13 protein-coding genes, 1 tRNA gene and 1 rRNA gene are annotated in these 24,026 nt (G+C 72.4%); 11 read left to right on the top strand and 4 right to left on the bottom strand.

The window, feature by feature from the left end:
• Nucleotides 1–135: 135 nt before the first annotated feature.
• Both rrf and ABTZ54_RS13775 read left to right on the top strand, forming a co-directional pair.
• Nucleotides 136–252, top strand: a 5S ribosomal RNA gene (gene rrf / locus ABTZ54_RS13780).
• A gap of 5 nt (nucleotides 253–257) precedes the next feature.
• A tRNA-Thr gene (locus tag ABTZ54_RS13775) sits at nucleotides 258–330 on the top strand.
• Nucleotides 331–431: 101 nt separating this feature from the next.
• Here ABTZ54_RS13775 and ABTZ54_RS13770 read toward each other — a convergent pair.
• Complete coding sequence (locus ABTZ54_RS13770; RefSeq protein WP_351661621.1) at nucleotides 432–3,077, bottom strand: SpoIIE family protein phosphatase; 2,646 nt, start codon at nucleotides 3,075–3,077, stop codon at nucleotides 432–434.
• A gap of 237 nt (nucleotides 3,078–3,314) precedes the next feature.
• Here ABTZ54_RS13770 and ABTZ54_RS13765 point away from each other — a divergent pair, with 237 nt between their 5' ends.
• The 9 genes from ABTZ54_RS13765 (at nucleotide 3,315) to ABTZ54_RS13725 (ending at nucleotide 17,538) form a co-directional block, all read left to right on the top strand.
• Nucleotides 3,315–8,774, top strand: a complete 5,460-nt coding sequence (locus tag ABTZ54_RS13765) for a HAMP domain-containing protein (RefSeq protein ID WP_351661619.1) — start codon at nucleotides 3,315–3,317, stop codon at nucleotides 8,772–8,774.
• A 280-nt stretch (nucleotides 8,775–9,054) separates the two neighbouring features.
• Nucleotides 9,055–9,729, top strand: a complete 675-nt coding sequence (locus tag ABTZ54_RS13760; RefSeq protein WP_351661616.1) for a response regulator — start codon at nucleotides 9,055–9,057, stop codon at nucleotides 9,727–9,729.
• Between the two features lie 116 nt (nucleotides 9,730–9,845).
• On the top strand, nucleotides 9,846–12,653 hold the full coding sequence (locus tag ABTZ54_RS13755) for a DNA translocase FtsK (protein ID WP_351661613.1): 2,808 nt from the start codon (nucleotides 9,846–9,848) through the stop codon (nucleotides 12,651–12,653).
• A 223-nt stretch (nucleotides 12,654–12,876) separates the two neighbouring features.
• Nucleotides 12,877–13,713 (top strand): helix-turn-helix domain-containing protein, encoded by an 837-nt coding sequence (locus ABTZ54_RS13750; RefSeq protein ID WP_351661610.1) that lies wholly within the window; start codon nucleotides 12,877–12,879, stop codon nucleotides 13,711–13,713.
• A gap of 73 nt (nucleotides 13,714–13,786) precedes the next feature.
• Nucleotides 13,787–15,337: a 30S ribosomal protein S12 methylthiotransferase RimO gene (rimO, locus tag ABTZ54_RS13745; RefSeq protein ID WP_351661607.1), complete on the top strand. Its 1,551-nt coding sequence runs from the start codon at nucleotides 13,787–13,789 to the stop codon at nucleotides 15,335–15,337.
• Entirely contained in the window at nucleotides 15,334–16,008 is a 675-nt protein-coding gene (pgsA, locus tag ABTZ54_RS13740; RefSeq protein WP_351661604.1) for a CDP-diacylglycerol--glycerol-3-phosphate 3-phosphatidyltransferase, read from the top strand. Before rimO ends, pgsA begins: the two co-directional genes overlap by 4 nt.
• Nucleotides 16,005–16,538: a CinA family protein gene (locus ABTZ54_RS13735; protein ID WP_351661601.1), complete on the top strand. Its 534-nt coding sequence runs from the start codon at nucleotides 16,005–16,007 to the stop codon at nucleotides 16,536–16,538. Before pgsA ends, ABTZ54_RS13735 begins: the two co-directional genes overlap by 4 nt.
• A 109-nt stretch (nucleotides 16,539–16,647) precedes the next feature.
• Nucleotides 16,648–17,031, top strand: a complete 384-nt coding sequence (locus ABTZ54_RS13730) for a helix-turn-helix domain-containing protein (protein ID WP_351661598.1) — start codon at nucleotides 16,648–16,650, stop codon at nucleotides 17,029–17,031.
• Between the two features lie 279 nt (nucleotides 17,032–17,310).
• The gene (locus ABTZ54_RS13725; RefSeq protein ID WP_351661595.1) at nucleotides 17,311–17,538 is read left to right on the top strand and encodes a hypothetical protein; all 228 of its coding nucleotides are present in this window, start codon (nucleotides 17,311–17,313) and stop codon (nucleotides 17,536–17,538) included.
• 72 nt (nucleotides 17,539–17,610) lie between these two features.
• On the opposite strand, the gene ABTZ54_RS13720 is transcribed toward ABTZ54_RS13725, so the two are convergent.
• The 3 genes from ABTZ54_RS13720 to ABTZ54_RS13710 all read right to left on the bottom strand — a co-directional run bounded on the left by ABTZ54_RS13720 (nucleotide 17,611) and on the right by ABTZ54_RS13710 (nucleotide 23,942).
• A complete protein-coding gene (locus tag ABTZ54_RS13720; protein ID WP_351661592.1) occupies nucleotides 17,611–18,375 on the bottom strand; it encodes an SDR family NAD(P)-dependent oxidoreductase in 765 nt (254 codons plus the stop codon).
• Between the two features lie 65 nt (nucleotides 18,376–18,440).
• A complete protein-coding gene (locus ABTZ54_RS13715; protein ID WP_351661589.1) occupies nucleotides 18,441–19,235 on the bottom strand; it encodes an Fpg/Nei family DNA glycosylase in 795 nt (264 codons plus the stop codon).
• 15 nt (nucleotides 19,236–19,250) lie between these two features.
• Nucleotides 19,251–23,942 carry an Lhr family ATP-dependent helicase gene (locus tag ABTZ54_RS13710; RefSeq protein WP_351661586.1) on the bottom strand — a complete coding sequence of 1,564 codons (4,692 nt, stop codon included), beginning with the start codon at nucleotides 23,940–23,942 and terminating at the stop codon, nucleotides 19,251–19,253.
• Nucleotides 23,943–24,026: the final 84 nt, after the last annotated feature.

Below are 24,026 nucleotides of genomic sequence, written 5' to 3'. Positions count from 1 at the left end.
CGGATGTGGAAGCCCAGTAATGGGTGGAGCTGACCGGTACTAATAGGCCGAGGGCTTGTCCTCAGTTGCTCGCGTCCACTGTGTTAGTTCTGAAGTAACGAACTCCCTTTCCGGTTGAGTTCAACTTCATAGTGTTTCGGTGGTCATAGCGTTAGGGAAACGCCCGGTTACATTCCGAACCCGGAAGCTAAGCCTTTCAGCGCCGATGGTACTGCAGGGGGGACCCTGTGGGAGAGTAGGACGCCGCCGAACAACCCGCCCTTTTAGCTCAGTCGGTAGAGCGTCTCCATGGTAAGGAGAAGGTCAACGGTTCGATTCCGTTAAAGGGCTCAGAGAAAAGGCCCCCGCCATCAGGCGGGGGCCTTTTTGCGTTTCCGGAGCAGAGGGGACGAGAGGAGGGCCGTCCCCTGAGGGGACGGCCCATGGGCGGGTCAGCGGTTGTGCGGCTCCGGGATGCGGAGGGCCAGGATGGCCATGTCGTCCGAGGCCGGCTCCTGGGCGAAGCGCTCGACCGCCCGCAGGACCCGGGAGGCGACCGCGCCGGCCGTCAGGCCCGTACAGGACCTGAGGACCTCGGTGAGGCCGTCGTCGCCCAGCATGCGGGTGCCCTCGCGGCGTTCGGTGACGCCGTCCGTGACGCACAGGAGGACGTCGCCCGGGTCCAGGGTGACCGTCTGCTCGTAGAGCTCCAGGTCCTCCATGACGCCGAGGAGGGGCTGCGGGTCCGCCGCCGGGCGGACCGTGCCGTCCTGGCTGAGGCGGAGCGGCAGCGGGTGCCCGGCGCAGACGACCTTCAGGACGGCCGAGCCGTCCTCCTGGGGGCGCATCTCGCCGTACAGGAGGGTGAGGAAGCGGCTGCGGGCGCCCTCGTCGAGGATCGCCGCGTTGAGGCGCTCCAGGACGGCGGGGCCGCCGAAGCCCTCGCGGGCCAGCAGGCGCAGGGCGTGCCGGGCCAGGCCGGTGACGGCGGCGGCCTCGGGGCCCGTACCGCACACGTCGCCGATGGCGAACCCGTACGCGCCGTCCCTGATGGGGAAGAGGTCGTAGAAGTCGCCGCCGACCTCGTTGCCCTCGCCGGCCGCGCGGTAGATGACGTCGACCTCTACTCCCGGGACGACCGGCAGGCCGGGCGGGAGGAGGCTGCGCTGGAGGGAGCGGCTGATGGCCGTGCGCTCCGAATAGAGACGGGCGTTGTCCAAAGCCAGGGCGGCCCGGCGGGAGAGGTCCTCGGCGAGCTCCAGGATCTCCTGGCGGAAGTGGTCGTCCGAGGGCTTGCCGAGGGTCAGCATGCCGATGACGCGGTTGCGGGCGACGAGCGGCAGGACCACGGTCTCGCCGCCGACGGCCGTCGCGGTCGCGAGGGCGGTGCCGATGCCGGAGGACACCGGGCTGCCCGGGCCCGCCAGTTCGCGCATCGAGGCGTTGAGCGCCGCGCGGTGGGCGGCGTCGCCGGGGGCGGTCCACACGCGGGCCCCGGGGGTCGTCACCGGGTCGGGCGGGGAGATGGAGACGAGCAGGGCCTTCAGGCCGTCGATGAGGTCCTCGTCTTCGTGCAGGACGTAGGCGAGGTACGGGTCGGAGGCCTGGTCCGCGATCGTGTAGACGGCGCACCAGGTGGCCAGGGTGGGGACCGTCATCTGGGCCATGAGGGCCAGGGTCTGGTCGCGGTCGAGGGTGCCGGCCAGGAGGTCGGAGGCCTCGACGAGGAAGCTGAGGGAGCCGCGGCGGAGGCGTTCGAGCTCGCCGAGGCGGGCGGACTCGACGGCGAGCGCGATCCGGTCGGCGGCGAACTGGAGGCGCAGGGCCTCCTCGTTGGAGTAGCGGTTGGGGCCTTCGGCGGCGACGCCGAGGGAGCCGGTGAGGCGGCCCTCGACCTTGAGGGGGACGGTGACGACCGAGCGCATGCCGGTGCCTTCGAGGAGGGGCACGGCGCCGGGGACGGCGGCCAGGTCCTCGTGGACGGCGGGCATGCGGGCGGAGCCGTAGCGGCTGGCGCCGGTCTCGACGGGGACGCGGGCGAAGCGCTGGCGGGCGGAGGGCAGGCCCGTGGTGGCCCGTACCTCCAGTTCGGTCTCGTCGTCGGTGGCGAGGAGGAGGAAGGCGGAGTCGCCGTCGAGCATGTCGCGGGCGCGTTCCACCGTGCGCTGGAGGAGGCCGTCGAGGTCGTCGGGGGCGGGGGAGCCGATGAAGACCTCGAAGGGGTCGGCCGCGACGCGGCTCTCGGTCCCGGTCTCGGGGGCGGCGGGGCGCTGCGGGGTCTGGAGGACGGCGCGCTCGTACTCGCGGACGAGGAGGCAGACCGTGGAGGGCTCGCCCTGGGCGTCGCGGACGCGCAGGTGGGAGGCGTAGACGGGGATGACGCGGCCGTCGGCGCAGCGGATGCCGTAGCTGCCCTCCCAGCGGGAGAGGCGCAGGGCCTCGGCGAGTCCGGTGCCGATGCCGGGGGTGTGGGGCCAGGCGGCGAGGTCGCCGAGGGGCTTGCCGGTGACCTGCTCGGAGCCGTAGCCGAAGAGTTCCTCGGCGTCCTCGTTCCAGGCGGCGATGGCGCCGCCCCGGTCGATCTGGACGACGGCGACGCGGACCCGGCTCTCGGTGACGGGGAGGAGCGGGTCGGGCAGGACGGGTCCTGCGGAGCGGGTGCCGACGGGCCGCTCGGGGAGGTCGAGGTGGAACCAGACGTGTTTGCGGGTGGGGCTGTACTCGACGCCCCAGCGGGTGGCGAGGGCGGCGCAGAGCAGCAGGCCCCGGCCGTTCTCGCGCTCGGGGCCCGCGAGCGTGCGGCCCTGCTGGAGGGGGATCTCGCGCTCGGGGTAGCGGTCGGCGACTTCGATGCGGACGCCGTCGTCGGCGCGCAGGCACAGGACGTCGGCCGCGGTGCCGGCGTGGATGACGGCGTTGGTGACGAGTTCGCTGGTGAGGACGACGGCGTCGTCGACGACCTCGGCGTATCCCCAGCCCTGGAGGGTGTCCCGGACGAAGGCGCGGGCGGTCGCGACGGACCGTCCGACGGGATCGAAGCTGGCAGCCGCCCGCGCGGTGATCACTGAACTCCTCGTACGCGTGCCCGGCTCTGCCATGGTCGGTCTGCCCTCCCGCTGCCCGGTGGTGGTGCTGTGTGCGTGCTGTGAACGCCCCCGCCGGGCGGACCGGGGCGGTTGGACAGCCGGATGCCAGGTTACTTACCTTCGCTGTCCGAGCGGATGCCGGTCGTCGCTGTTTCCGTCGAACTGTTATGGCCGGGTTCGACCATGGTGAAACACTGGGCAGGCTTGGGGTACCCCGGGATGTTCGTCGACCCCTTCGGGAGGGACACGGTGGAGTCTGGCACGGCAGCGCGACGCGGCAGTGGCGGAACGCGCGCGAGGGGCGGACGGTCCAGGAGTCGTGAGTCGGTCCAGGTCGACGCGGCGGCGCTGGAGCGGCTGCTCGCGTCGCTGACGGCGATGCGGGACGGCAACTTCCGCAAGCGGCTGACGCTCTCGGGCGACGGGGTGATGGCGGAGATCTCCGCCGTCTTCAACGAGCTGGCGGACCGGCAGACGCATCTGACGGGTGAGCTGTCGCGGGTGCGCCGGGTGGTGGGCCGTGAGGGCAAGCTGTCGGAGCGGCTGGAGACCGGGGCCGGCGAGGGGGCGTGGGCGGCGGCGGTCGAGGCCGCGAACGCGCTGGTGGACGAGTTGGCGCGGCCCGTGTCCGAGGTGAGCCGGGTGCTGTCGGCGGCGGCCGAGGGTGACCTGGGGCAGCGGATGGAGCTGCGTTCGGAGGGTGTGGACGGGGCGACGCGGCCGCTGCGCGGGGAGTTCCTGAAGGTCGCCCGTACGGTGAACAACCTGGTCGACCAGCTGTCGGTGTTCGCCGACGAGGTGACCCGGGTGGCCCTGGAGGTGGGCACCGAGGGCAAGCTGGGCGGTCAGGCCCAGGTGCGGGGCATGTCCGGTTCGTGGAAGGACCTCACGGACTCGGTCAACACGATGGCGAACCAGCTGACGGCCCAGGTGCGGGACATCGCGCTGGTGACGACGGCGGTCGCGAACGGCGATCTGTCGCAGAAGGTCACGGCGAACGTGGCCGGCGAGATGCTGGAGCTGAAGAACACCGTCAACAGGATGGTGGACCAGCTGTCCTCGTTCTCGTCCGAGGTGACCCGGGTGGCCCGTGAGGTGGGTACCGAGGGGGAGCTGGGCGGTCAGGCGGAGGTGGCCGGGGTCGCCGGTGTGTGGAAGGACCTCACGGATTCCGTCAACACGATGGCGGGAAATCTGACCAATCAGGTGAGAGGGATCGCGGAGGTCACCACCGCGGTGGCCAACGGCGACCTGTCGCAGAAGGTGCGGGTGTCGGCGCGCGGCGAGATCGCGCAGCTCGCGGACACCATCAACCAGATGACGGAGACGCTGCGGACCTTCGCCGACGAGGTGACCCGGGTCTCGGGCGAGGTGGGCGCGCAGGGTCTGCTCGGCGGTCAGGCGCAGGTGCCGGGCGCGGCGGGCACGTGGAAGGACCTGACCGACTCGGTCAACACGGTCTTCCGGAACATCACCACGCAGGTGCGGGACATCGCGCAGGTGACGACGGCGGTGGCCAACGGTGATCTGTCGCAGAAGGTCACGGTGGACGTGGCCGGGGAGATGCTGGAGCTGAAGAACACCGTCAACACGATGGTGGACCAGCTCTCCGCGTTCGGTTCCGAGGTGACCCGGGTGGCGCGGGAGGTCGGTGTCGAGGGTCTGCTGGGCGGTCAGGCGGAGGTGCCGGGCGCGGCCGGTACGTGGAAGGACCTGACCGACTCGGTGAACACGGCGTTCCGCAACCTGACGGGCCAGGTGCGGGACATCGCGCAGGTGACGACGGCGGTGGCCAACGGCGACCTGTCGCAGAAGGTCACCGTGGACGTGGCCGGCGAGATGCTGGAGCTCAAGAACACCGTCAACACGATGGTGTCGCAGCTGTCGTCCTTCGCCGACCAGGTCACGCGGATGGCCAGGGACGTGGGCACGGAGGGCCGGCTGGGCGGTCAGGCCCGGGTGGACGGGGTGTCCGGGCGCTGGCGGGAGCTCACCGACTCGGTGAACTTCATGGCCGGCAACCTGACCTCGCAGGTGCGGCAGATCGCGCAGGTGACGACGGCGGTGGCGCGGGGCGACCTGTCGCAGAAGATCGACGTGGACGCGCGGGGCGAGATCCTGGAGCTGAAGAACACCATCAACACGATGGTCGACCAGCTCTCGGCCTTCGCGGACCAGGTGACCCGGGTGGCCCGCGAGGTGGGTACGGACGGGCGGCTGGGCGGTCAGGCGCAGGTGCCGGGCGTCGCCGGTGTGTGGCGGGACCTGACCGACTCGGTGAACGGCATGGCCGGGAACCTGACGGCGCAGGTGCGCAACATCGCGCAGGTCGCGACGGCGGTGGCCCGCGGTGACCTGTCGCAGAAGATCGACGTGGACGCGCGGGGCGAGATCCTTGAGCTGAAGAACACCCTCAACACGATGGTGGACCAGCTGTCCAGCTTCGCGGACCAGGTGACGAGGGTGGCCCGCGAGGTGGGCACGGAGGGCATCCTGGGCGGTCAGGCCGAGGTGCAGGGGGTCTCCGGCACCTGGAAGGACCTGACCCAGTCGGTGAACTTCATGGCGAACAACCTGACCTTCCAGGTCCGTAACATCGCCGAGGTCACCACCGCCGTGGCGCGCGGCGACCTGTCGAAGAAGATCACCGTCGACGCCAAGGGCGAGATCCTGGAGCTGGTGACGACCGTCAACACGATGGTCGACCAGCTGTCCAACTTCGCCGACGAGGTGACGAGGGTGGCCCGTGAGGTGGGCACCGAGGGCATCCTCGGCGGCCAGGCCCGGGTGCGCGGTGTGACGGGCATCTGGAAGGACCTGAGCGACAACGTCAACCTGATGGCCAACAACCTGACCAGCCAGGTGCGGAACATCTCCCGGGTCTCCGCGGCCGTCGCCAACGGCGACCTGACCAAGAAGGTCACGGTGGACGCGCGCGGCGAGGTCGCCGAGCTGGCCGACACCGTCAACACGATGGTGACGACGCTCTCGTCGTTCGCCGACGAGGTGACCCGGGTGGCCCGCGAGGTGGGCACCGAGGGCGAACTGGGCGGCCAGGCGCGGGTGCCCGGGGTGTCGGGCACCTGGAAGGACCTGACCGAGTCGGTGAACTCGATGGCCGACAACCTGACCGGTCAGGTGCGTCAGATCGCCGCCGTCACCACGGCCATCGCCAAGGGCGACCTCACCAAGAAGATCGACATCGACGCGCGGGGCGAGATCCAGCAGCTGAAGAGCACCATCAACACGATGGTCGACCAGCTGTCGAACTTCGCCGAGGAGGTCACCCGGGTGGCCCGCGAGGTGGGTACGGACGGGCAGCTCGGCGGTCAGGCCCGGGTGCGGGACGTGGAGGGCACCTGGTCGGACCTGACCCAGTCGGTGAACGAGATGGCCGGGAACCTGACCCGCCAGGTGCGGGCCATCGCGGCCGTCGCCACGGCGGTGACCCGCGGCGACCTCAACGTCAAGATCGACGGCGTGGACGCGGCCGGTGAGATCCAGGCGCTCCAGGACAACATCAACACGATGATCTCCAACCTGCGCGACACGACCCTCGCCAACGACGAGCAGGACTGGCTGAAGGGCAACCTGGCCCGGATCTCGGGTCTGATGCAGGGCCGCCGGGACCTGGAGGACGTCGCCTCGCTCATCATGAGCGAGCTGACCCCGGTGGTCTCGGCGCAGCACGGCGCCTTCTTCGTGGCGATGCCGACCGGCTCCGCGCACAACGACGCCGAACCGCTGGGTGAGGGGGAGGGCTCGTACGAGCTGCGGATGCGCGGCAGTTACGGCTACTCCGCCGGGTCGATGCCGACCTCGTTCCGGCCCGGGGAGACGCTGATCGGGACGGCGGCCGAGGAGAAGCGGACCATCCAGGTCAATGTGCCGCCGGGCTATCTGAAGATCTCCTCGGGGCTCGGCGAGGCCGCCCCGGCCCATGTGATCGTGCTGCCCGTGCTGTTCGAGGGGCGGGTGCTCGGGGTGATCGAGCTGGCGTCCTTCCAGCCGTTCACGCAGATCCAGCGGGACTTCCTCAACCAGATCGCCGAGCTGATCGCGACCACGGTCAACACGATCAGCGTCAACACCCGTACCGAGGTGCTGCTCCAGCAGTCGCAGGAGCTCACCGAGCAGCTGCGGGAGCGGTCGGCGGAGCTGGAGCACCGGCAGAAGGAGCTGCAGAACTCCAACGCCGAGCTGGAGGACAAGGCGGAGCTGCTGGCCCGTCAGAACCGGGACATCGAGGTGAAGAACACCGAGATCGAGGAGGCCCGGCAGGTCCTGGAGGAGCGCGCCGAGCAGCTCGCGGTCTCGATGCGCTACAAGTCCGAGTTCCTGGCCAACATGTCGCACGAGCTGCGCACCCCGCTCAACTCGCTGCTGATCCTGGCCAAGCTGCTCGCGGACAACGCGGACACCAATCTGACGCCGAAGCAGGTCGAGTTCGCGGAGACCATCCACGGGGCCGGCTCCGACCTGCTCCAGCTGATCAACGACATCCTGGACCTGTCGAAGGTCGAGGCGGGCAAGATGGACGTCTCGCCGACCCGGATCGCGCTGGTGCAGCTCGTCGACTACGTGGAGGCGACCTTCCGGCCGCTGACCGCGGAGAAGGGTCTCGACTTCACGGTACGGGTCTCGCCCGAGCTGCCGGCCACGCTGCACACCGACGAGCAGCGGCTGCTCCAGGTGCTGCGCAACCTGCTGTCCAACGCGGTGAAGTTCACCGACACGGGCGCCGTGGAGCTGGTGATCCGCCCGGCGGGCACGGACGTGCCGCAGTCGATCAGGGAGCAGCTCCTGGAGGCGGGCACGCTGCGCGACCCGGACGCCGCGCTGATCGCCTTCTCGGTGACGGACACCGGCATCGGCATCGCGGCGGGCAAGATGCGGGTCATCTTCGAGGCGTTCAAGCAGGCCGACGGCACGACCAGCCGCAAGTACGGGGGTACGGGTCTGGGGCTTTCGATCAGCCGGGAGATCGCCCGGCTGCTGGGCGGCGAGATCCACGCGGCGAGCGAGCCGGGCCGCGGCTCGACGTTCACGCTGTATCTGCCGCTGAGCCCGAGCGAGCCGGTGCACCCCGGTTACGGGCAGGAGCAGTCGGACCCGGCCGAACCGCAGGCCCTGGGTGGGGAGTCGGGCGACCGTCTGCTGCACTTCGCGCCGACGCCGCCGGCCGAGGTCCGGTCCGGGGCGCTGTTCCGGCACCGGCGCAAGGCGACGGAGCAGCGGCGGGCGGCGGTCCCGGGGCAGTCCGTACAGCACGGCGCGGAGGAGGCGGAGGAGCGGCCGGAGCCGGCGCCGCGCCGGACGTACGGCTTCGCGGGCGAGCGGGTGCTGATCGTCGACGACGACATCCGCAACGTCTTCGCCCTCACCTCCGTCCTGGAGCAGCACGGTCTCGCGGTGCTGTACGCGGAGAACGGGCGCGAGGGCATCGAGGTGCTCGAACAGCACGAGGACGTGTCGGTGGTGCTGATGGACATCATGATGCCGGAGATGGACGGATACGCGACGACCAGCGCGATCCGGCGGATGCCGCAGTTCGCCGGGCTGCCGATCATCGCGCTGACGGCGAAGGCGATGAAGGGGGACCGGGAGAAGGCCATCGAGTCGGGGGCGTCGGACTACGTCACCAAGCCGGTCGACCCCGACGACCTGCTGACGCTCATGGAGCAGTGGATGCGGGGGGAGGGCCGCTGAGACGCGGTCGGGCGGCGGTTCGCGGGCGGACCGCCGCCACCCGGGTGTGAGAGGCCCGAGGACGGGGAACCTTCTGGTCTCCCACCGCGTTCGACGTACGGGCACGGGGCGCGTGCTCCGTGACAATGCGGTGACAGGGTGTGGCGACGGGCGGGGTGCGGCTACGATGACCGGCACAAGGATGGACGGCGCATGGGAGTCGTCTTCTGGGGCGGCGCCCGGTGCTTCCTCCGGCTCGCGGAGCCGGAGCGAACACGTGCCGGGGCGAGGAGGACGGGGCATGGTGCAGAAGGCCAAGATCCTCCTGGTCGATGACCGGCCGGAGAATCTGCTGGCGCTGGAGGCCATTCTCTCGGCGCTCGATCAGACGCTGGTGCGGGCATCGTCCGGGGAGGAAGCGCTCAAGGCGCTGCTGACCGACGACTTCGCGGTCATTCTGCTGGACGTACAGATGCCCGGCATGGACGGGTTCGAGACGGCGGCGCACATCAAGCGGCGCGAGCGGACCCGGGACATCCCGATCATCTTCCTCACCGCCATCAACCACGGCCCCCACCACACCTTCCGGGGATACGCGGCGGGCGCGGTCGACTACATCTCCAAGCCGTTCGACCCGTGGGTGCTGCGGGCCAAGGTCTCCGTGTTCGTCGAGCTGTACATGAAGAACTGTCAGCTCCGCGAGCAGGCGGCGCTGCTGCGCCTCCAGCTGGAGGGCGGCGGCCACAACGGGCACGCCAAGGAGTCCGCGGGACTGCTCGCCGAGCTCTCCGCCCGCCTCGCCGCGGTCGAGGAGCAGGCCGAGGCGCTCTCCAAGCAGCTCGACGACGACTCGGCCGACGCGGCCGCCGTCGCCACCGCCGCCCATCTGGAGCGCAAGCTGACCGGACTGCGCCGCGCCCTCGACGCGCTGGAGCCGGGCACGGGCGGCGCGCCGACCCTGCCCGCGCAGAGCTGACCCGCCGTCATCCACCGGACGCCCGCCGTGAGCGGGCGTCAGTTTCACGCCCTCGCAAGGGCGACACGAACGGGTGAGCTGTTTCCCCGGCGGCGTACACCGGTAACCTCAGCATCATGGCCTCACGTACGTCCGGCAAGGGTTCCCAGGGCACGGCGGGCACCGCAAAGCCACGCGCCGGCCGTACGACCGGCACCGCGAAGAAGGCGGTGCCCGCCAAGCCGCCCGCCAAGCCCCCCGTGAAGAAGGCGCCGGCCAAGAAGGCCGCGCCCGCCAAGCGCGCGCCCGCGCGCAAGACCGCCGCGAAGAAGGCCGCGCCGCGCCCGGCGCCGTCCCCGACCGGCGGTCTCTACCGGCTCGTGCGCGGCCTCTGGCTCGGTCTGGCGCACGGCGTGGGCGCGATGTTCCGGGGCATGGGGCGCGGTGCCAAGGGGCTCGATCCGGCGCACCGGAAGGACGGCCTGGCGCTGCTGCTGCTCGGGGTCGCCCTGATCGTCGCCGCCGGGACCTGGTCCAATCTGCGCGGCCCGGTCGGCGATCTGGTCGAGATGCTGGTCACCGGCGCCTTCGGGCGGCTCGACCTGCTGGTCCCGCTGCTGCTCGGTGCGATCGGCGTACGGCTGATCCTGCACCCGGAGAAGCCCGAGGCGAACGGGCGGATCGCGATCGGTCTGTCGGCGCTCGTCATCGGCGTGCTCGGGCAGGTGCACATCGCGTGCGGCTCGCCCGGCCGCGGTGACGGCACCAAGGCCATGCAGGACGCCGGCGGGCTGATCGGCTGGGCCGCCTCCAAGCCGCTCGTCTTCATGATGGGCGAGGTCCTCGCGGTGCCGATGCTGGTGCTGCTCACCCTCTTCGGGCTGCTCGTCGTCACCGCCACCCCCGTCAACGCCATCCCGCAGCGGCTGCGCGCCCTCGGCGCCCGGCTCGGCATCGTCGAGGCGGAGTACGAGGACGAGTACGAGACCGCGTACGAGGCCGATCGCGACGCCTACGGGGACGAGTGGCGTGAGGCGGCCCCGCGGCCGGTCCGCCGCCGCGCCCCGGGGGCGGGCTACGCCCCCGACGGGACCGACCGGGCGGAGGCCGCGGCCCTGGAGCGGCGCGGCCGGCGCCGTACCCCGCCCGCGTCCGCCTTCGACACCGGCGGGCTCGACCCCGTCGACGTCGCCGCCGCGGCGGCAGCCGCCCTGGACGGCGCCGTCCTCAACGGCATGCCGCCGTCCCCGCTGGTCGCCGACCTGACCCGGGACCTGACCGCCGAGCGGGCCGCCGCCGTCGCCGCGGCCGCGGCGGACGCCGTTGAGGCACCCGCGGCTCCCGTGCCGACCGCGCGGGGCGCCAAGGGCGCGAGGGACCGGTCCCGCGGGGGAGTGCCCGACCTCACGAAGCCCGCCCCCGAGCCGACCGACCTGCCGGCGCGGGCCGAGCAGCTCCAGCTGTCCGGCGACATCACGTACTCCCTGCCGTCGATGGACCTCCTGGAGCGCGGCGGCCCCGGCAAGACCCGCAGCGCCGCCAACGACCTGGTCGTCGAGTCGCTCACCAACGTCTTCGCGGAGTTCAAGGTCGACGCGGCCGTCACGGGCTTCACCCGGGGCCCGACGGTCACCCGGTACGAGGTGGAGCTCGGCCCGGCGGTCAAGGTCGAGAAGATCACCGCGCTCACCAAGAACATCGCGTACGCCGTGGCCAGCCCGGACGTGCGGATCATCTCGCCGATCCCCGGCAAGTCCGCCGTCGGCATCGAGATCCCCAACACCGACCGCGAGATGGTCAACCTCGGCGACGTGCTGCGGCTCGCCGAGGCGGCGGAGGACGACCACCCGATGCTGGTGGCGCTCGGCAAGGACGTCGAGGGCGGCTACGTGATGGCCAACCTGGCGAAGATGCCGCACATCCTGGTCGCGGGCGCCACCGGCTCCGGCAAGTCCTCGTGCATCAACTGCCTGATCACCTCCGTGATGATAAGGGCGACCCCGGAGGACGTCCGGATGGTGCTGGTCGACCCGAAGCGGGTCGAGCTCACCGCGTACGAGGGCATCCCGCACCTGATCACGCCGATCATCACCAACCCGAAGCGGGCCGCCGAGGCCCTCCAGTGGGTGGTGCGCGAGATGGACCTGCGCTACGACGACCTGGCCGCGTTCGGCTTCCGGCACATCGACGACTTCAACCAGGCGATCCGGGACGGCAAGGTCAAGCTGCCGCCGGGCAGCGAGCGGGAGCTGAAGACCTACCCGTACCTCCTGGTGATCGTCGACGAGCTCGCCGACCTGATGATGGTCGCGCCCCGGGACGTCGAGGACGCGATCGTCCGCATCACCCAGCTGGCCCGCGCGGCCGGAATCCATCTGGTGCTCGCCACCCAGCGGCCCTCCGTGGACGTCGTCACCGGTCTGATCAAGGCGAACGTGCCCTCCCGGCTCGCCTTCGCCACCTCCTCGCTCGCCGACAGCCGCGTCATCCTCGACCAGCCGGGCGCCGAGAAGCTGATCGGCAAGGGCGACGGCCTGTTCCTGCCGATGGGCGCGAACAAGCCGACCCGTATGCAGGGCGCCTTCGTCACCGAGGCGGAGGTCGCCACCGTCGTCCAGCACTGCAAGGACCAGATGGCGCCCGTCTTCCGGGAGGACGTCACCGTCGGGACCAAGCAGAAGAAGGAGATCGACGAGGAGATCGGCGACGACCTCGACCTGCTGTGCCAGGCCGCCGAGCTGGTCGTCTCGACCCAGTTCGGCTCGACCTCGATGCTCCAGCGCAAGCTGCGGGTGGGCTTCGCGAAGGCCGGCCGGCTGATGGACCTGATGGAGTCGCGCAACATCGTCGGACCGAGTGAGGGGTCGAAGGCGCGGGACGTGCTCGTCAAGCCGGACGAGCTGGACGGGGTGCTGGCGGTGATCCGCGGGGAGTCCGACGGCTGACCGGGGCGGCGGCCGGGGCCGCCGTAACGAGACCGGGCCGAGACTCACTCGTAAGGGAACGGGGGCAACCGTTTCCCGTGGGCGTACGTCAAGTTGGAGGGAGGGACAGGACGATGTCCCAGCCTCATGGCGTACAAACGACGCCCGCCCGGTTGCCCCACCCTTTCGTACCACCCATAGACTGAACGTCCAGCAGGTGGCTACACGCTCGAAAGGCGCTCTCGTGTCCATCGGCAACTCCCCCGAATCCCCCGAGGACGACCGGAACTTCCCGGCAGATGACCGGGATTCGATCGGTCGTGCCCTCCAGCAGGCCCGTGTCGCCGCCGGGCTCACCGTCGAAGAGGTCAGCGCCTCCACCCGGGTGCGCGTCCCCATCGTGCACGCGATCGAGGAGGACGACTTCTCGCGCTGCGGCGGCGACGTCTACGCGCGCGGGCACATCCGTACGCTCGCGCGCGCCGTGGGGCTCGATCCGGCCCCGCTGATCGAGCGGTACGACGCCGAGCACGGCGGCCGCCCCGCGCCGACCCCGGCGGCGCCGCTCTTCGAGGCGGAGCGCATCCGGCCCGAGCCGCGCCGCCCCAACTGGACCGCCGCCATGGTCGCGGCGATCGTGGCCGTCGTCGGCTTCGTCGGCTTCACGATGTTCAACGGGAACGACGTGCGCGGCAACGGCGCGGTCGCGGAGGGCCCCGCCCCGGCGCCCAAGGGGAGCGCCAGCGTCAAGCCCAAGCCGGTCAAGCCGGCCGCTCCCAAGCCCGCGCCCACCGAGAGCGCCATCGCGGCGGTCCCGCAGGACAAGGTCACCGTGAAGCTCACCGCGGTCGACGACAAGAGCTGGATCTCGGCCAAGGCGCACGACGGCAAGCTGCTCTTCGACGGACTGCTCCTCGCGGGCGAGTCCAAGACCTTCCAGGACGACGAGCGCGTCGATCTCATCCTCGGCAACGCCGGGCCGATCGAGCTCTACGTCAACGGCAAGAAGGTCCAGGACACCTTCGAGTCCGGCCAGGTCGAGCGCCTGTCGTACACCAAGGGAGACCCCGAGGCCGGCTGATCCCGGTGACGGGTGTGACGTGGGTGAACCCTGCGCGACGGAGGTACGGCCGGGACGAAGTAGTCTTGAGTCCATGCCCGAACGCCGTACCGTCGCCCTTGTCACTCTCGGATGCGCCCGTAACGAGGTGGACTCGGAGGAGCTCGCAGGCCGCTTGGCAGCGGACGGCTGGGAGCTCGTCGAATCCGCCGAGGACGCAGACGTCGCCGTCGTCAACACCTGTGGGTTCGTCGAAGCCGCCAAGAAGGACTCCGTCGACGCCCTTCTCGAAGCCAATGATCTGAAGGACCACGGCCGTACCCAGGCCGTGGTCGCCGTCGGCTGTATGGCCGAGCGCTACGGCAAGGAGCTCGCCGACGCGCTGCCCGAGGCCGACGGCGTGCTCGGCTTCGACGACTACGCCGACATCTCCAACCGCCTCCAGACCATCCTCAGCGGTGGCAGTGTCGAGGCGCACACCCCGCGTGACCGGCGCAGCCTGCTGCCGCTGTCCCCGGTGGAGCGCCAGCAGGCCGCCGCGTCGGTGGCCCTGCCCGGCCACGGGGCCTCCGCGGCCCCTGAGGCGCCCGAGGCGCCCGCCGCGCCGGAGAACGTGCCGACCGACCTCCCCGACGGCCTGGCGCCCGCCTCCGGGCCGCGTGCCCCGCTCCGGCGCCGTCTGGACAAGAGCCCGGTCGCGTCTGTGAAGCTGGCCTCCGGCTGCGACCGCCGCTGCTCCTTCTGCGCCATCCCGTCCTTCCGCGGCTCCTTCGTCTCGCGCCGTCCCTCGGACGTGCTGAACGAGACGCGCTGGCTCGCCGAGCAGGGTGTGAAGGAGGTCATGCTGGTCTCCGAGAACAACACCTCGTACGGCAAGGACCTCGGCGACATCCGGCTCCTGGAGAGCCTGCTGCCCGAGCTGGCCGCCGTCGACGGCATCGAGCGCGTCCGGGTCAGCTACCTCCAGCCCGCCGAGATGCGCCCCGGCCTGATCGACGTGCTCACCTCGACCGACAAGGTCGTCCCGTACTTCGACCTGTCCTTCCAGCACAGCGCGCCCGACGTGCTGCGGGCGATGCGCCGCTTCGGCGACACCGACCGCTTCCTGGAGCTCCTGGAGACCATCCGCTCCAAGGCGCCGACCGCCGGTGCCCGCTCCAACTTCATCGTCGGCTTCCCCGGCGAGACCGAGGCGGACTTCGCCGAGCTGGAACGCTTCGTCACGCACGCCCGCCTCGACGCCATCGGCGTCTTCGGCTACTCGGACGAGGACGGCACCGAGGCCGCCACGTACGAGCACAAGCTGGACCAGGACGTGGTCGACGCGCGCCTCGCGCACCTGTCCCGGCTCGCCGAGGAGCTCACCGCCCAGCGCGCGGAGGAGCGGATCGGCGAGACCCTGGAAGTACTGGTCGAGTCCTTCGACGAGGAGGCGGACGGCTGGATCGGCCGCGCCGCGCACCAGGCGCCCGAGACCGACGGCCAGGTGCTCCTCCCGGCGGACTCGGCCGAGGGCCTCGACCTGGCCCCGGGCCGTATGGTCAGGGCCAAGGTCGTCGACACCGAGGGCGTCGACCTGGTGGCCGAGTGCTGCGACGTTCTGGGCGCCGTCCAGGCCCCCGGAGCCGAGGAGGCGGGCAGATGACCGGAGTCCCGGCATCCGCGACGGGCGGGTCCGGTACGCCGGCGCCCCGCGGCAAGCTGGGCGCTACGGCCGTCAACCAGGCCAGCCTGTGGAACATCGCGAACATCCTCACCATGGTCCGGCTCGTGCTCGTGCCCGGCTTCGTGGTGCTGCTCTTCCAGGACGGCGGGCACGACCCCGCCTGGCGCGCCTGGGCGTGGGCGGCGTTCGCCGTCGCCATGATCACCGATGTCTTCGACGGGCATCTGGCGCGGACGTACAACCTGGTCACGGACTTCGGGAAGATCGCCGACCCGATCGCCGACAAGGCGATCATGGCGGCGGGTCTGATCTCCCTGTCGTACCTCGGAGACCTGCCGTGGTGGGTCACGGGCGTGATCCTCGCCCGTGAGCTCGGGATCACGCTGATGCGGTTCTGGGTGATCCGGCACGGGGTCATCCCGGCCAGCCGCGGCGGCAAGATGAAGACCCTCGCGCAGGGCACGGCGGTCGGCATGTACGTGCTGATGCTCACCGGTCCACTCGCCACCTTGCGCTTCTGGGTGATGGCGGTGGCCGTCGTGCTGACGGTCGTCACCGGTCTGGACTACGTACGGCAGGCGGTCGTCCTGCGCCGCAGGGGGCTCGCGGCGGAGCGCGCCGCGGCCGCCGCGGAGGCGGACGGACGATGAACGAAGCCGCCCGGGTGCTGGAGCTGCTCGCGGAACGAGGCCACACGCTGGCCGCCGCGGAGTCCCTCACGGGCGGTCTGGTGGCCGCGGAGCTCACCGGGGTCCCCGGGGCCTCGAAGTCCTTCCGCGGCTCCGTCACGGCCTACGCGACGCCGCTCAAGGAGCAGCTGCTCGGGGTCGACCGGACCCTTCTGGCGGAGCGCGGCGCGGTCGACCCGGAGGTCGCGCTGCAGATGGCGGCGGGTGTGCGGGCCCGGCTCGGGGCCGACTGGGGCATCGCGACGACCGGGGTCGCGGGGCCCGATCCGCAGGACGGACAGCCCGTGGGGACGGTCTACGTGGCCGTCGCCGGGCCCCCGGGGGAGCGCTGCGGGGCGGGGAAGGTGGCCTCGTTGCGATTGAACGGCGACCGCGCGGAAATCCGTAGAGAGAGCGTGCGGAGCGTGCTCGAATTGCTCCGGGAGCTGCTCGGCGGAGAACACCCGGAAAATGCGCGGGCACAGGATACGGAACAGAACGGGGGAGATTGATGTTTGCAGCCATGAGTGAACACGACATCGCTCCCCGCACGGCCGCGGCGCGAGGCGGTACGGTGGGGCGTGAAGGATGCGGCTACGCGGTCCGAGGAGGGAGCCACCGATGATTCTGCTCCGTCGCCTGTTGGGTGACGTGCTGCGTCGGCAGCGCCAGCGCCAGGGCCGTACTCTGCGCGAAGTCTCCTCGTCCGCCCGAGTCTCACTCGGCTATCTCTCCGAGGTGGAGCGGGGGCAGAAGGAGGCTTCCTCCGAGCTGCTCTCCGCGATCTGCGACGCGCTGGACGTACGGATGTCCGAGCTCATGCGTGAAGTGAGCGACGAGCTGTCGCTGGCCGAACTGGCCGAGTCGGCAGCGGCGAGCGACCCGGTGCCGGCGCCGGTACGCCCGATGCTCAATTCGGTGTCGGTGACGTCGGTGACCGGCGTGTCCACCGAGCGGGTGACCATCAAGGCACCCGCGGAAGCGGTGAACGTCGTCGCCGCCTGAACCGAAGCTGCTTCGGCGAAGTGCGACCGAGCCCCGGCCGGCCCCCTTTCCAGGGTGCCGACCGGGGCTCTTCGCGTGCCGTCCTGAGATGCCGGGTCCCGGTGGGGCGTGCCATGGTGGGGGTGCACGGCAGGGGGGACGTACGACAGGCGGGAGACCCCCATGCCCTTCGCCCCCGCGATACGGCGCGCTCCACTCGTCCCGTGCGCCCGGTCTGCCTCCGGTGCGCCCTCCCGCCGGGTGATCCTGCCGCACTAGCGTCGACCGGAGGAGGCGGCCATGGTACGGCGACGGGTTCCGCTGGTGACGCTCGCGCTGGTCGCGGTCGGACTGGTGGCCGGCGGGTTCTGGTGGTGGGCGGTGCTGCGCCTGCTGCTGGCGCCGGGGGAGACGGGCCCGGTCGAGGGGGCGGTGGCCGCGGGCGGGTGGGGGCTGAGCCTGCTGCCGGTGCACGTGGCCGCCTCTTCGAGACGACGCGGGGCGCGTTCGGGGACGTCCGGGAAGTAGCGTCGTCCGCCCGTGGGGCGGGGGTCGCGGCCTCTGGCGCGTGCGAGCGCGAGGCGCCGGGGGCGCCGCGTGTCACCAGGGCATCGTCACGCCGCCGTTGGGGCGCAGGATCTGGCCCGTCGTGAAGGAGGAGGCGTCGCAGGCGAGGTGGAGGACCGCGTGGGCGATGTCCTCGGGCTCGCCGACCCGGCCGAGCGGGGAGACGCGGACCATCATCGCCTCGGCCTGCTCCTGGGCGGCGGGCTCGTGCCGGACCGTCATGGGGGTGCGGATCCAGCCCGGGGCGACGGCGTTGACCCGGATGCCGTGCCGGCCGACCTCGGCGGCCAGCGTCTTGGTCAGCTGCACCACGGCCGCCTTGGCGACGCTGTAGCAGAGCAGACCCGGGCTCGCGGTGTCCATCGCGCCGGAGGCCATGGTCACGATGGAGCCGGGGACGCCGTGCTCGATCATGGCGCCGGCCGCTTCCTGACAGGCGTGCAGCACGCCCTTGAAGTTCACCGCGAGGACCCGGTCGAGGTCCTCCTCGCGGGTCTCCAGGACCGTGCTCGTGTGCATGATCCCGGCGACCGCCGCCATGACGTGGAGCGGGCCCGCCGCGCGGACCGCCGCCGCGAGGGCCGCGCGGTCGGTGACGTCCAGGGCGTGGACGTGCGCGGTGCCGCCCTGGCGGGCGATCCGGTCGGCGGTCTCCTTCAGGCCGTGCTCGTCGCGGTCCGCGCAGTGGACGGTCGCCCCCGCCTCGGCGAGGAGCTGCGCGGTCGCGCGGCCGATGCCGCTCGCCGCTCCGGTGACGAAGGCCGTGCGGCCGGTGAGGTCGTACGCGGTGAGGACCATGTCCGGACCGTACGACCGGATCTGACGGTCCGTCAATTGGTGGGGGAGGTTTCGTCGGGGAGGCGTCAGGGGTCCCGCTGAGGGCCCTCCTGGCAGCCGGGGCACCAGTACGTCACACGGTCGTCGAGCTCCCTCTTGCGGACCGGGGTGCCGCAGCGCAGGCAGGCGCGGCCCTCGCGGCCGTAGACATGGAGCCGCTCGGCGGGCCGGCGGGTCGTGGTCGTGCGGCGGTCGGGACGGTCCTTGTTCTCCTCCAGGAGCCGGTGGGCGGTGGCCACCAGGCGCTCCGGCACACCCGGCGCCAGGTCGCCGACCGGCAGCCAGGGCGTGACGCGGGCGAGGAAGGCCAGCTCCGACTTGTAGACATTGCCGATCCCCGCGAGATTCCGCTGGTCCAGCAGGGCCTCGCCCAGGGGGCGGGCGGGGTCCGTGGCCAGGCGGCGCACGGCCTCCGCCGGATCCCAGTCGGGGCCGAGCAGATCCGGGCCGAGGTGGCCGACGGCCCGTTCCTCCTCGGCGGTACGGATCAGCTCAAGGACCGGGAGGCGGTAGCCGTACGCGGTGAACTCCGCGTTGCCGAGGACGGCCCGGATCTGGTGCTCCGGGCCCCCGCGCGGGCGCTCCCCGGTGGCGTACACCCGCCACGCCCCGTCCATCCGCAGATGGGAGTGGAGCGTGAGCCCGCCCTCGATCCGGGCGAGCAGATGCTTGCCGCGCGGGGTGACGTCGAGGACCCGCCGCCCCGTGAGGTCGGCGGTCGCGAAGCGGGGCACGCGCAGGTCCGACCGCGTGAGCACCCGCCCGGCGAGCGCCGTGTCCAGGCGGTGGGCGACGAACCAGACCGTGTCTCCTTCGGGCATGGGGTCTCTCCTCGGTCAGGCGCGCAGCCGCAGGCCCCTGGGGGTGGCGTGGAAGCCCGCCGCCTCCAGGGGACGGGACAGCGGGGAGGTCAGCGCCGTGCCGCCGTTGATCCGCTCGACCGTCACCGTGCCCAGCGAGCCCGCCAGGGCAGCGGCCGCCAGAGCCTCCGCCGCCGCCCGCAGCACGGGGGAGTCCGGGTCCGTCGGCCAGGACAGCAGGGTCTTGCCGCCCCGCTCCATGTAGAGCGTCAGCTCGCCGTCGACCAGGACGACCATCGCCCCCGCCTTCCGGCCCGGCTTGTGACCGGCGTCCGTCGGCGGCTCGGGCCAGGACAGGGCCGCCCCGTACGCGTTCGCCGGGTCGGCCGCCGCCAGGACCACCGCCCGGGGTCCCGCGCCCTCCTCGGCACCCCGGTCGCGGGCGTTGGCCGCCGCGCGCAGCCGGTCGACGGCGCCGTCCATGGCGAACTGGGCCGCGCCCAGACCCTCCACCACATAGCCGCGGCGGGCCTGGCCGCTGTCCTCGAAGGCGGACAGGATCCGATACGTCGCCGAGAAGCCGCCCTCGACGCCCTCGGCCGCCACCGCGCCCCGGGTGACCACCCCGTGCCGGTCCAGGAGCGTGCGGGCCAGGGCGTGCGCCCGGTGGGTCGGCTCGGGCTCCTGCGGCGGCAGCAGCGACCAGCGGCCGCTGACCGTCGGCGGCCCGGTGCGGGAGGCGGGGCGGGCGGCCGCGCTGAGCGTCCCGTACCGGCCGCGCGGGACCGTGCGCCGGGCGCGGTGCGCCGTGGAACCGGCCGTGCGGCCCGAGCCGAGCAGGGAGCGCAGCGGGGCCAGGGTGTCGTTGGTGAGCCGCCCCGACCAGGCCAGCTCCCACAGGGCGTCGGCCAGCTGGGGATCGGTCGCGTCCGGGTGGGTGGTCGCCCGCACCTGGTCGGCGATCTGGCGGAAGAACAGCCCGTACCCGCCGGAGAGCACGGTGAGGACGGACTCGTGGAGGGCGGTCGGCTCCAGCGGGTGCGGCGGCGGCAGGAGCAGCGGCGCCGCGTCCGCGAGGTAGAGCGAGATCCAGCCGTCCTTGCCGGGCAGCGCCCCCGCGCCCGCCCAGACCACCTCGCCGGTCGTCGTGAGCTCGTCGAGGAGCGCCGGGGAGTAGTCCCGCACCCGGGACGGCAGGATCAGCTTCTCCAGGGCCGAGGCCGGCACCGGCGCGCCCTGGAGCTGCTCGATCGCCCGGGCCAGCCCGTCGATCCCGCGCAGGCTGTTGCTCCCCAGGTGCTGCCACTGGGGCAGGAACGTGGCGAGGGCGGCCGGGGGGACCGGCTCCAGCTCGTGGCGCAGGGCGGCGAGGGAGCGGCGGCGCAGGCGGCGCAGCACGGCCGCGTCGCACCACTCCTGGCCGATGCCCGAGGGGTGGAACTCGCCCTGGACGACCCGGCCGGCCGCCGCGAGGCGCTGGAGGGCGCCGTCGGTGACCGCCGTGCCCAGGCCGAAGCGGGCGGCGGCCTGCGAGGAGGTGAACGGGCCGTGGGTGCGGGCGTGGCGGGCGAGCAGGTCGCCCAGCGGGTCCTTCACGGGCTCCGTGAACGCCTCGGGCACGCCGACCGGCAGCGCCGTGCCCAGCGCGTCCCGCAGCCGGCCCGCGTCCTCGATCGCCGCCCAGTGCTCGGCCCCGGCGATCCGGACCCGGATCGCGCGGCGGGCCCGGCCGAGCTCCGCCGCCCAGTCGGCGTGGGCGCCCCGCTCGGCCAGCTCCGTGTCGGTGAGCGGCCCCAGGACCCGGAGCAGGTCGGCGACGCCCTCCACGTCCTTGATCCGCCGGTCCTCCGTGAGCCACTGGAGCTCGCGCTCCAGCTCGGTGAGCACGTCGGCGTCGAGCAGCTCCCGCAGCTCCGCCTGCCCGAGGAGCTCGGCGAGCAGCCGGGAGTCCAGCGACAGGGCGGCCGCCCGCCGCTCGGCGAGCGGCGAGTCGCCCTCGTACAGGAACTGGGCGACGTAGCCGAAGAGCAGCGAGCGGGCGAACGGGGACGGCTCGGGGGTGGTGACCTCGACCAGGCGGACCCGCCGGGCCTCGATGTCCCCCATCAGCTCGGTCAGGCCCGGCACGTCGAAGACGTCCTGGAGGCACTCGCGGACCGCCTCCAGGACGATCGGGAACGAGCCGAACTCGCTCGCCACCTGGAGGAGCTGCGCCGCCCGCTGGCGCTGCTGCCACAGCGGGGTGCGCTTGCCCGGATTGCGCTTGGGCAGCAGCAGGGCGCGCGCCGCGCACTCGCGGAACCGGGAGGCGAACAGGGCCGAGCCGCCCACCTGGTCGGTGACGATCTGCCCGATCTCGCCCTTGTCGAAGACGGCGTCGGCCGCGCCGACGGGCGCCTGATCGGCGTCGAACGCCGTGTCGCCGAACCGGCCCGGGTCCACGGAGCCGGTCGCGCCGCCGGGGGCGCCGACTGAGCCGTCTGCGCCGTCTGCGCCGTCGAGGAGATCCAGGCCCATCAGATCGGCGTCCGGCAGGCGCAGCACGATGCCGTCGTCGGCGTGCATCACCTGGGCGTCCATCCCGTACCGCTCGGCGAGCCGGGCGCCGAGGGCCAGCGCCCACGGGGCGTGCACCTGCGCCCCGAAGGGGGAGTGGATGACGACCCGCCAGTCGCCGAGCTCGTCCCGGAAGCGCTCCACCAGGATGGTCCGGTCGTCCGGCACATGGCCGCAGGCCTCGCGCTGCTCGCCGAGATACGCGAGCACGTTGTCCGCCGCCCAGGCGTCGAGACCGGCCGCGACCAGCCGCAGCCGGGCGTCGTCCGGCTTCAGGGCGCCCACCTCGCGCAGGAACGCGCCCACCGCGCGGCCCAGCTCCAGCGGGCGGCCCAGCTGGTCGCCCTTCCAGAACGGCAGCCGGCCCGGGACGCCCGGCGCGGGCGAGACCAGGACCCGGTCGCGGGTGATGTCCTCGATGCGCCAGGACGTCGTGCCCAGCGTGAAGACGTCGCCGACCCGCGACTCGTACACCATCTCCTCGTCGAGCTCCCCGACCCGGCCGCCGCCCTTCTTGGGGTCGGCGCCCGCCAGGAAGACCCCGAACAGGCCCCGGTCGGGGATCGTGCCGCCGGAGGTGACGGCGAGCCGCTGGGCGCCGGGGCGGCCCGTGACCGTGCCCGCGACCCGGTCCCACACCACGCGCGGGCGCAGCTCCGCGAAGGCGTCCGAGGGATAGCGTCCTGCCAGCATGTCCAGGACCGCCGTGAACGCCGACTCCGGCAGCGAGGCGAACGGCGCCGCCCGGCGCACCAGCGCCAGCAGGTCGTCCACCTGCCAGCTGTCCAGCGCGACCGTCGCCACCAGCTGCTGGGCCAGCACGTCCAGGGGATTGGCCGGGACCCGCAGCGACTCGATGGAGCCGCTGCGCATCCGCTCGGTCACCACGGCCGACTGGACCAGGTCGCCCCGGTACTTCGGGAAGACCACGCCGGTCGACACCGCCCCCACCTGGTGCCCCGCGCGGCCCACGCGCTGGAGCCCGGAGGCCACCGAGGGCGGCGACTCGACCTGGACCACCAGGTCGACCGCGCCCATGTCGATGCCCAGCTCCAGGCTGGACGTGGCCACCACGGCCGGCAGCCGGCCCGCCTTCAGGTCCTCCTCGACCTGGGCCCGCTGCTCCTTGGAGACCGAGCCGTGGTGGGCGCGGGCCAGCAGCGGCGGGGCGCCCTGCGCCGCCCCCGACTGGGCCATGATCTCGGCGGGCGGCCTCCCGTCGGGCAGGGCCTCGCCGGTGGCCCGCTCGTACGCGATCTCGTTGAGCCGGTTGCACAGGCGCTCGGCCAGGCGCCGGGAGTTGGCGAAGACGATGGTCGAGCGGTGCGCCTGCACCAGGTCGGCGATCCGCTCCTCCACATGCGGCCAGATCGACGGCCGGTCGCCGCCCTCCGCCCCGCCGGAGGCGTCGGAGGCCGGGGAGCCGCCCAGCTCGCCCATGTCCTCGACGGGCACGACCACGGACAGGTCGAACTCCTTGCCGGAGGGAGGCTGGACGATCTCGACCCTCCGCTGCGGCGAGAGATAGCGCGCCACCTCCTCCACCGGCCGGACCGTCGCCGACAGGCCGATCCGGCGGGCCGGCCGGGGCAGCAGCTCGTCGAGACGCTCCAGGGAGAGCGCCAGATGCGCGCCGCGCTTGGTCCCGGCGACCGCGTGGACCTCGTCCAGGATGACCGTCTCGATGCCCGCGAGCGCGTCGCGGGTGGCCGAGGTCAGCATCAGGAACAGCGACTCGGGGGTGGTGATCAGGATGTCCGGCGGCCGGGTCGCGAGGGCGCGCCGCTCGGCGGGCGGGGTGTCGCCGGAGCGGATGCCGACCTTCACGTCCGGCTCGGGCAGACCGAGCCGCACCGACTCCTGGCGGATGCCGGTCAGCGGCGAGCGCAGATTGCGCTCGACATCGACGGCGAGCGCCTTCAGCGGAGACACGTACAGCACCCGGCAGCGCTTCTTGGCGTCGGCCGGCGGGGGCGTGGCGGCCAGCCGGTCGAGCGAGGCGAGGAAGGCGGCGAGGGTCTTGCCGGAACCGGTCGGGGCGACGACGAGCACGTCCGAGCCCGCGCCGATGGCCTGCCAGGCGCCCTCCTGCGCCGCCGTGGGCGCGGTGAAGGCCCCGGTGAACCAGCTACGGGTCGCGGGGGAGAACGAGTCGAGCGCGGACCTGACCATGCCACCCATCGTGCACCCCGCCACTGACAACCGCCCGGACCTGGGGAAACCGGTTCGTGGCGGGTCGGCGCGGTGGCGCAGAAT

This window comes from Streptomyces sp. NPDC094032, assembly GCF_040303965.1.
Taxonomy (GTDB): Bacteria; Actinomycetota; Actinomycetes; order Streptomycetales; family Streptomycetaceae; genus Streptomyces.
The sequence above is the reverse complement of the archived record's forward strand: the minus strand, read 5'-3'. Positions and strand labels throughout refer to the sequence as shown.

Excerpts from the sequence above, each read along its gene's own strand:
- rimO (WP_351661607.1), top strand. The coding sequence starts at position 13,787 with ATGCCCGAACGCCGTACCGTCGCCCTTGTCACTCTCGGATGCGCCCGT.
- ABTZ54_RS13730 (WP_351661598.1), top strand. The coding sequence starts at position 16,648 with ATGATTCTGCTCCGTCGCCTGTTGGGTGACGTGCTGCGTCGGCAGCGC.
- ABTZ54_RS13760 (WP_351661616.1), top strand. The coding sequence starts at position 9,055 with ATGGTGCAGAAGGCCAAGATCCTCCTGGTCGATGACCGGCCGGAGAAT.
- ABTZ54_RS13770 (WP_351661621.1), bottom strand. The coding sequence starts at position 3,077 with ATGGCAGAGCCGGGCACGCGTACGAGGAGTTCAGTGATCACCGCGCGG.
- ABTZ54_RS13755 (WP_351661613.1), top strand. The coding sequence starts at position 9,846 with ATGGCCTCACGTACGTCCGGCAAGGGTTCCCAGGGCACGGCGGGCACC.
- ABTZ54_RS13710 (WP_351661586.1), bottom strand. The coding sequence starts at position 23,942 with ATGGTCAGGTCCGCGCTCGACTCGTTCTCCCCCGCGACCCGTAGCTGG.
- pgsA (WP_351661604.1), top strand. The coding sequence starts at position 15,334 with ATGACCGGAGTCCCGGCATCCGCGACGGGCGGGTCCGGTACGCCGGCG.
- ABTZ54_RS13715 (WP_351661589.1), bottom strand. The coding sequence starts at position 19,235 with ATGCCCGAAGGAGACACGGTCTGGTTCGTCGCCCACCGCCTGGACACG.
- ABTZ54_RS13735 (WP_351661601.1), top strand. The coding sequence starts at position 16,005 with ATGAACGAAGCCGCCCGGGTGCTGGAGCTGCTCGCGGAACGAGGCCAC.
- ABTZ54_RS13720 (WP_351661592.1), bottom strand. The coding sequence starts at position 18,375 with ATGGTCCTCACCGCGTACGACCTCACCGGCCGCACGGCCTTCGTCACC.
- ABTZ54_RS13725 (WP_351661595.1), top strand. The coding sequence starts at position 17,311 with ATGGTACGGCGACGGGTTCCGCTGGTGACGCTCGCGCTGGTCGCGGTC.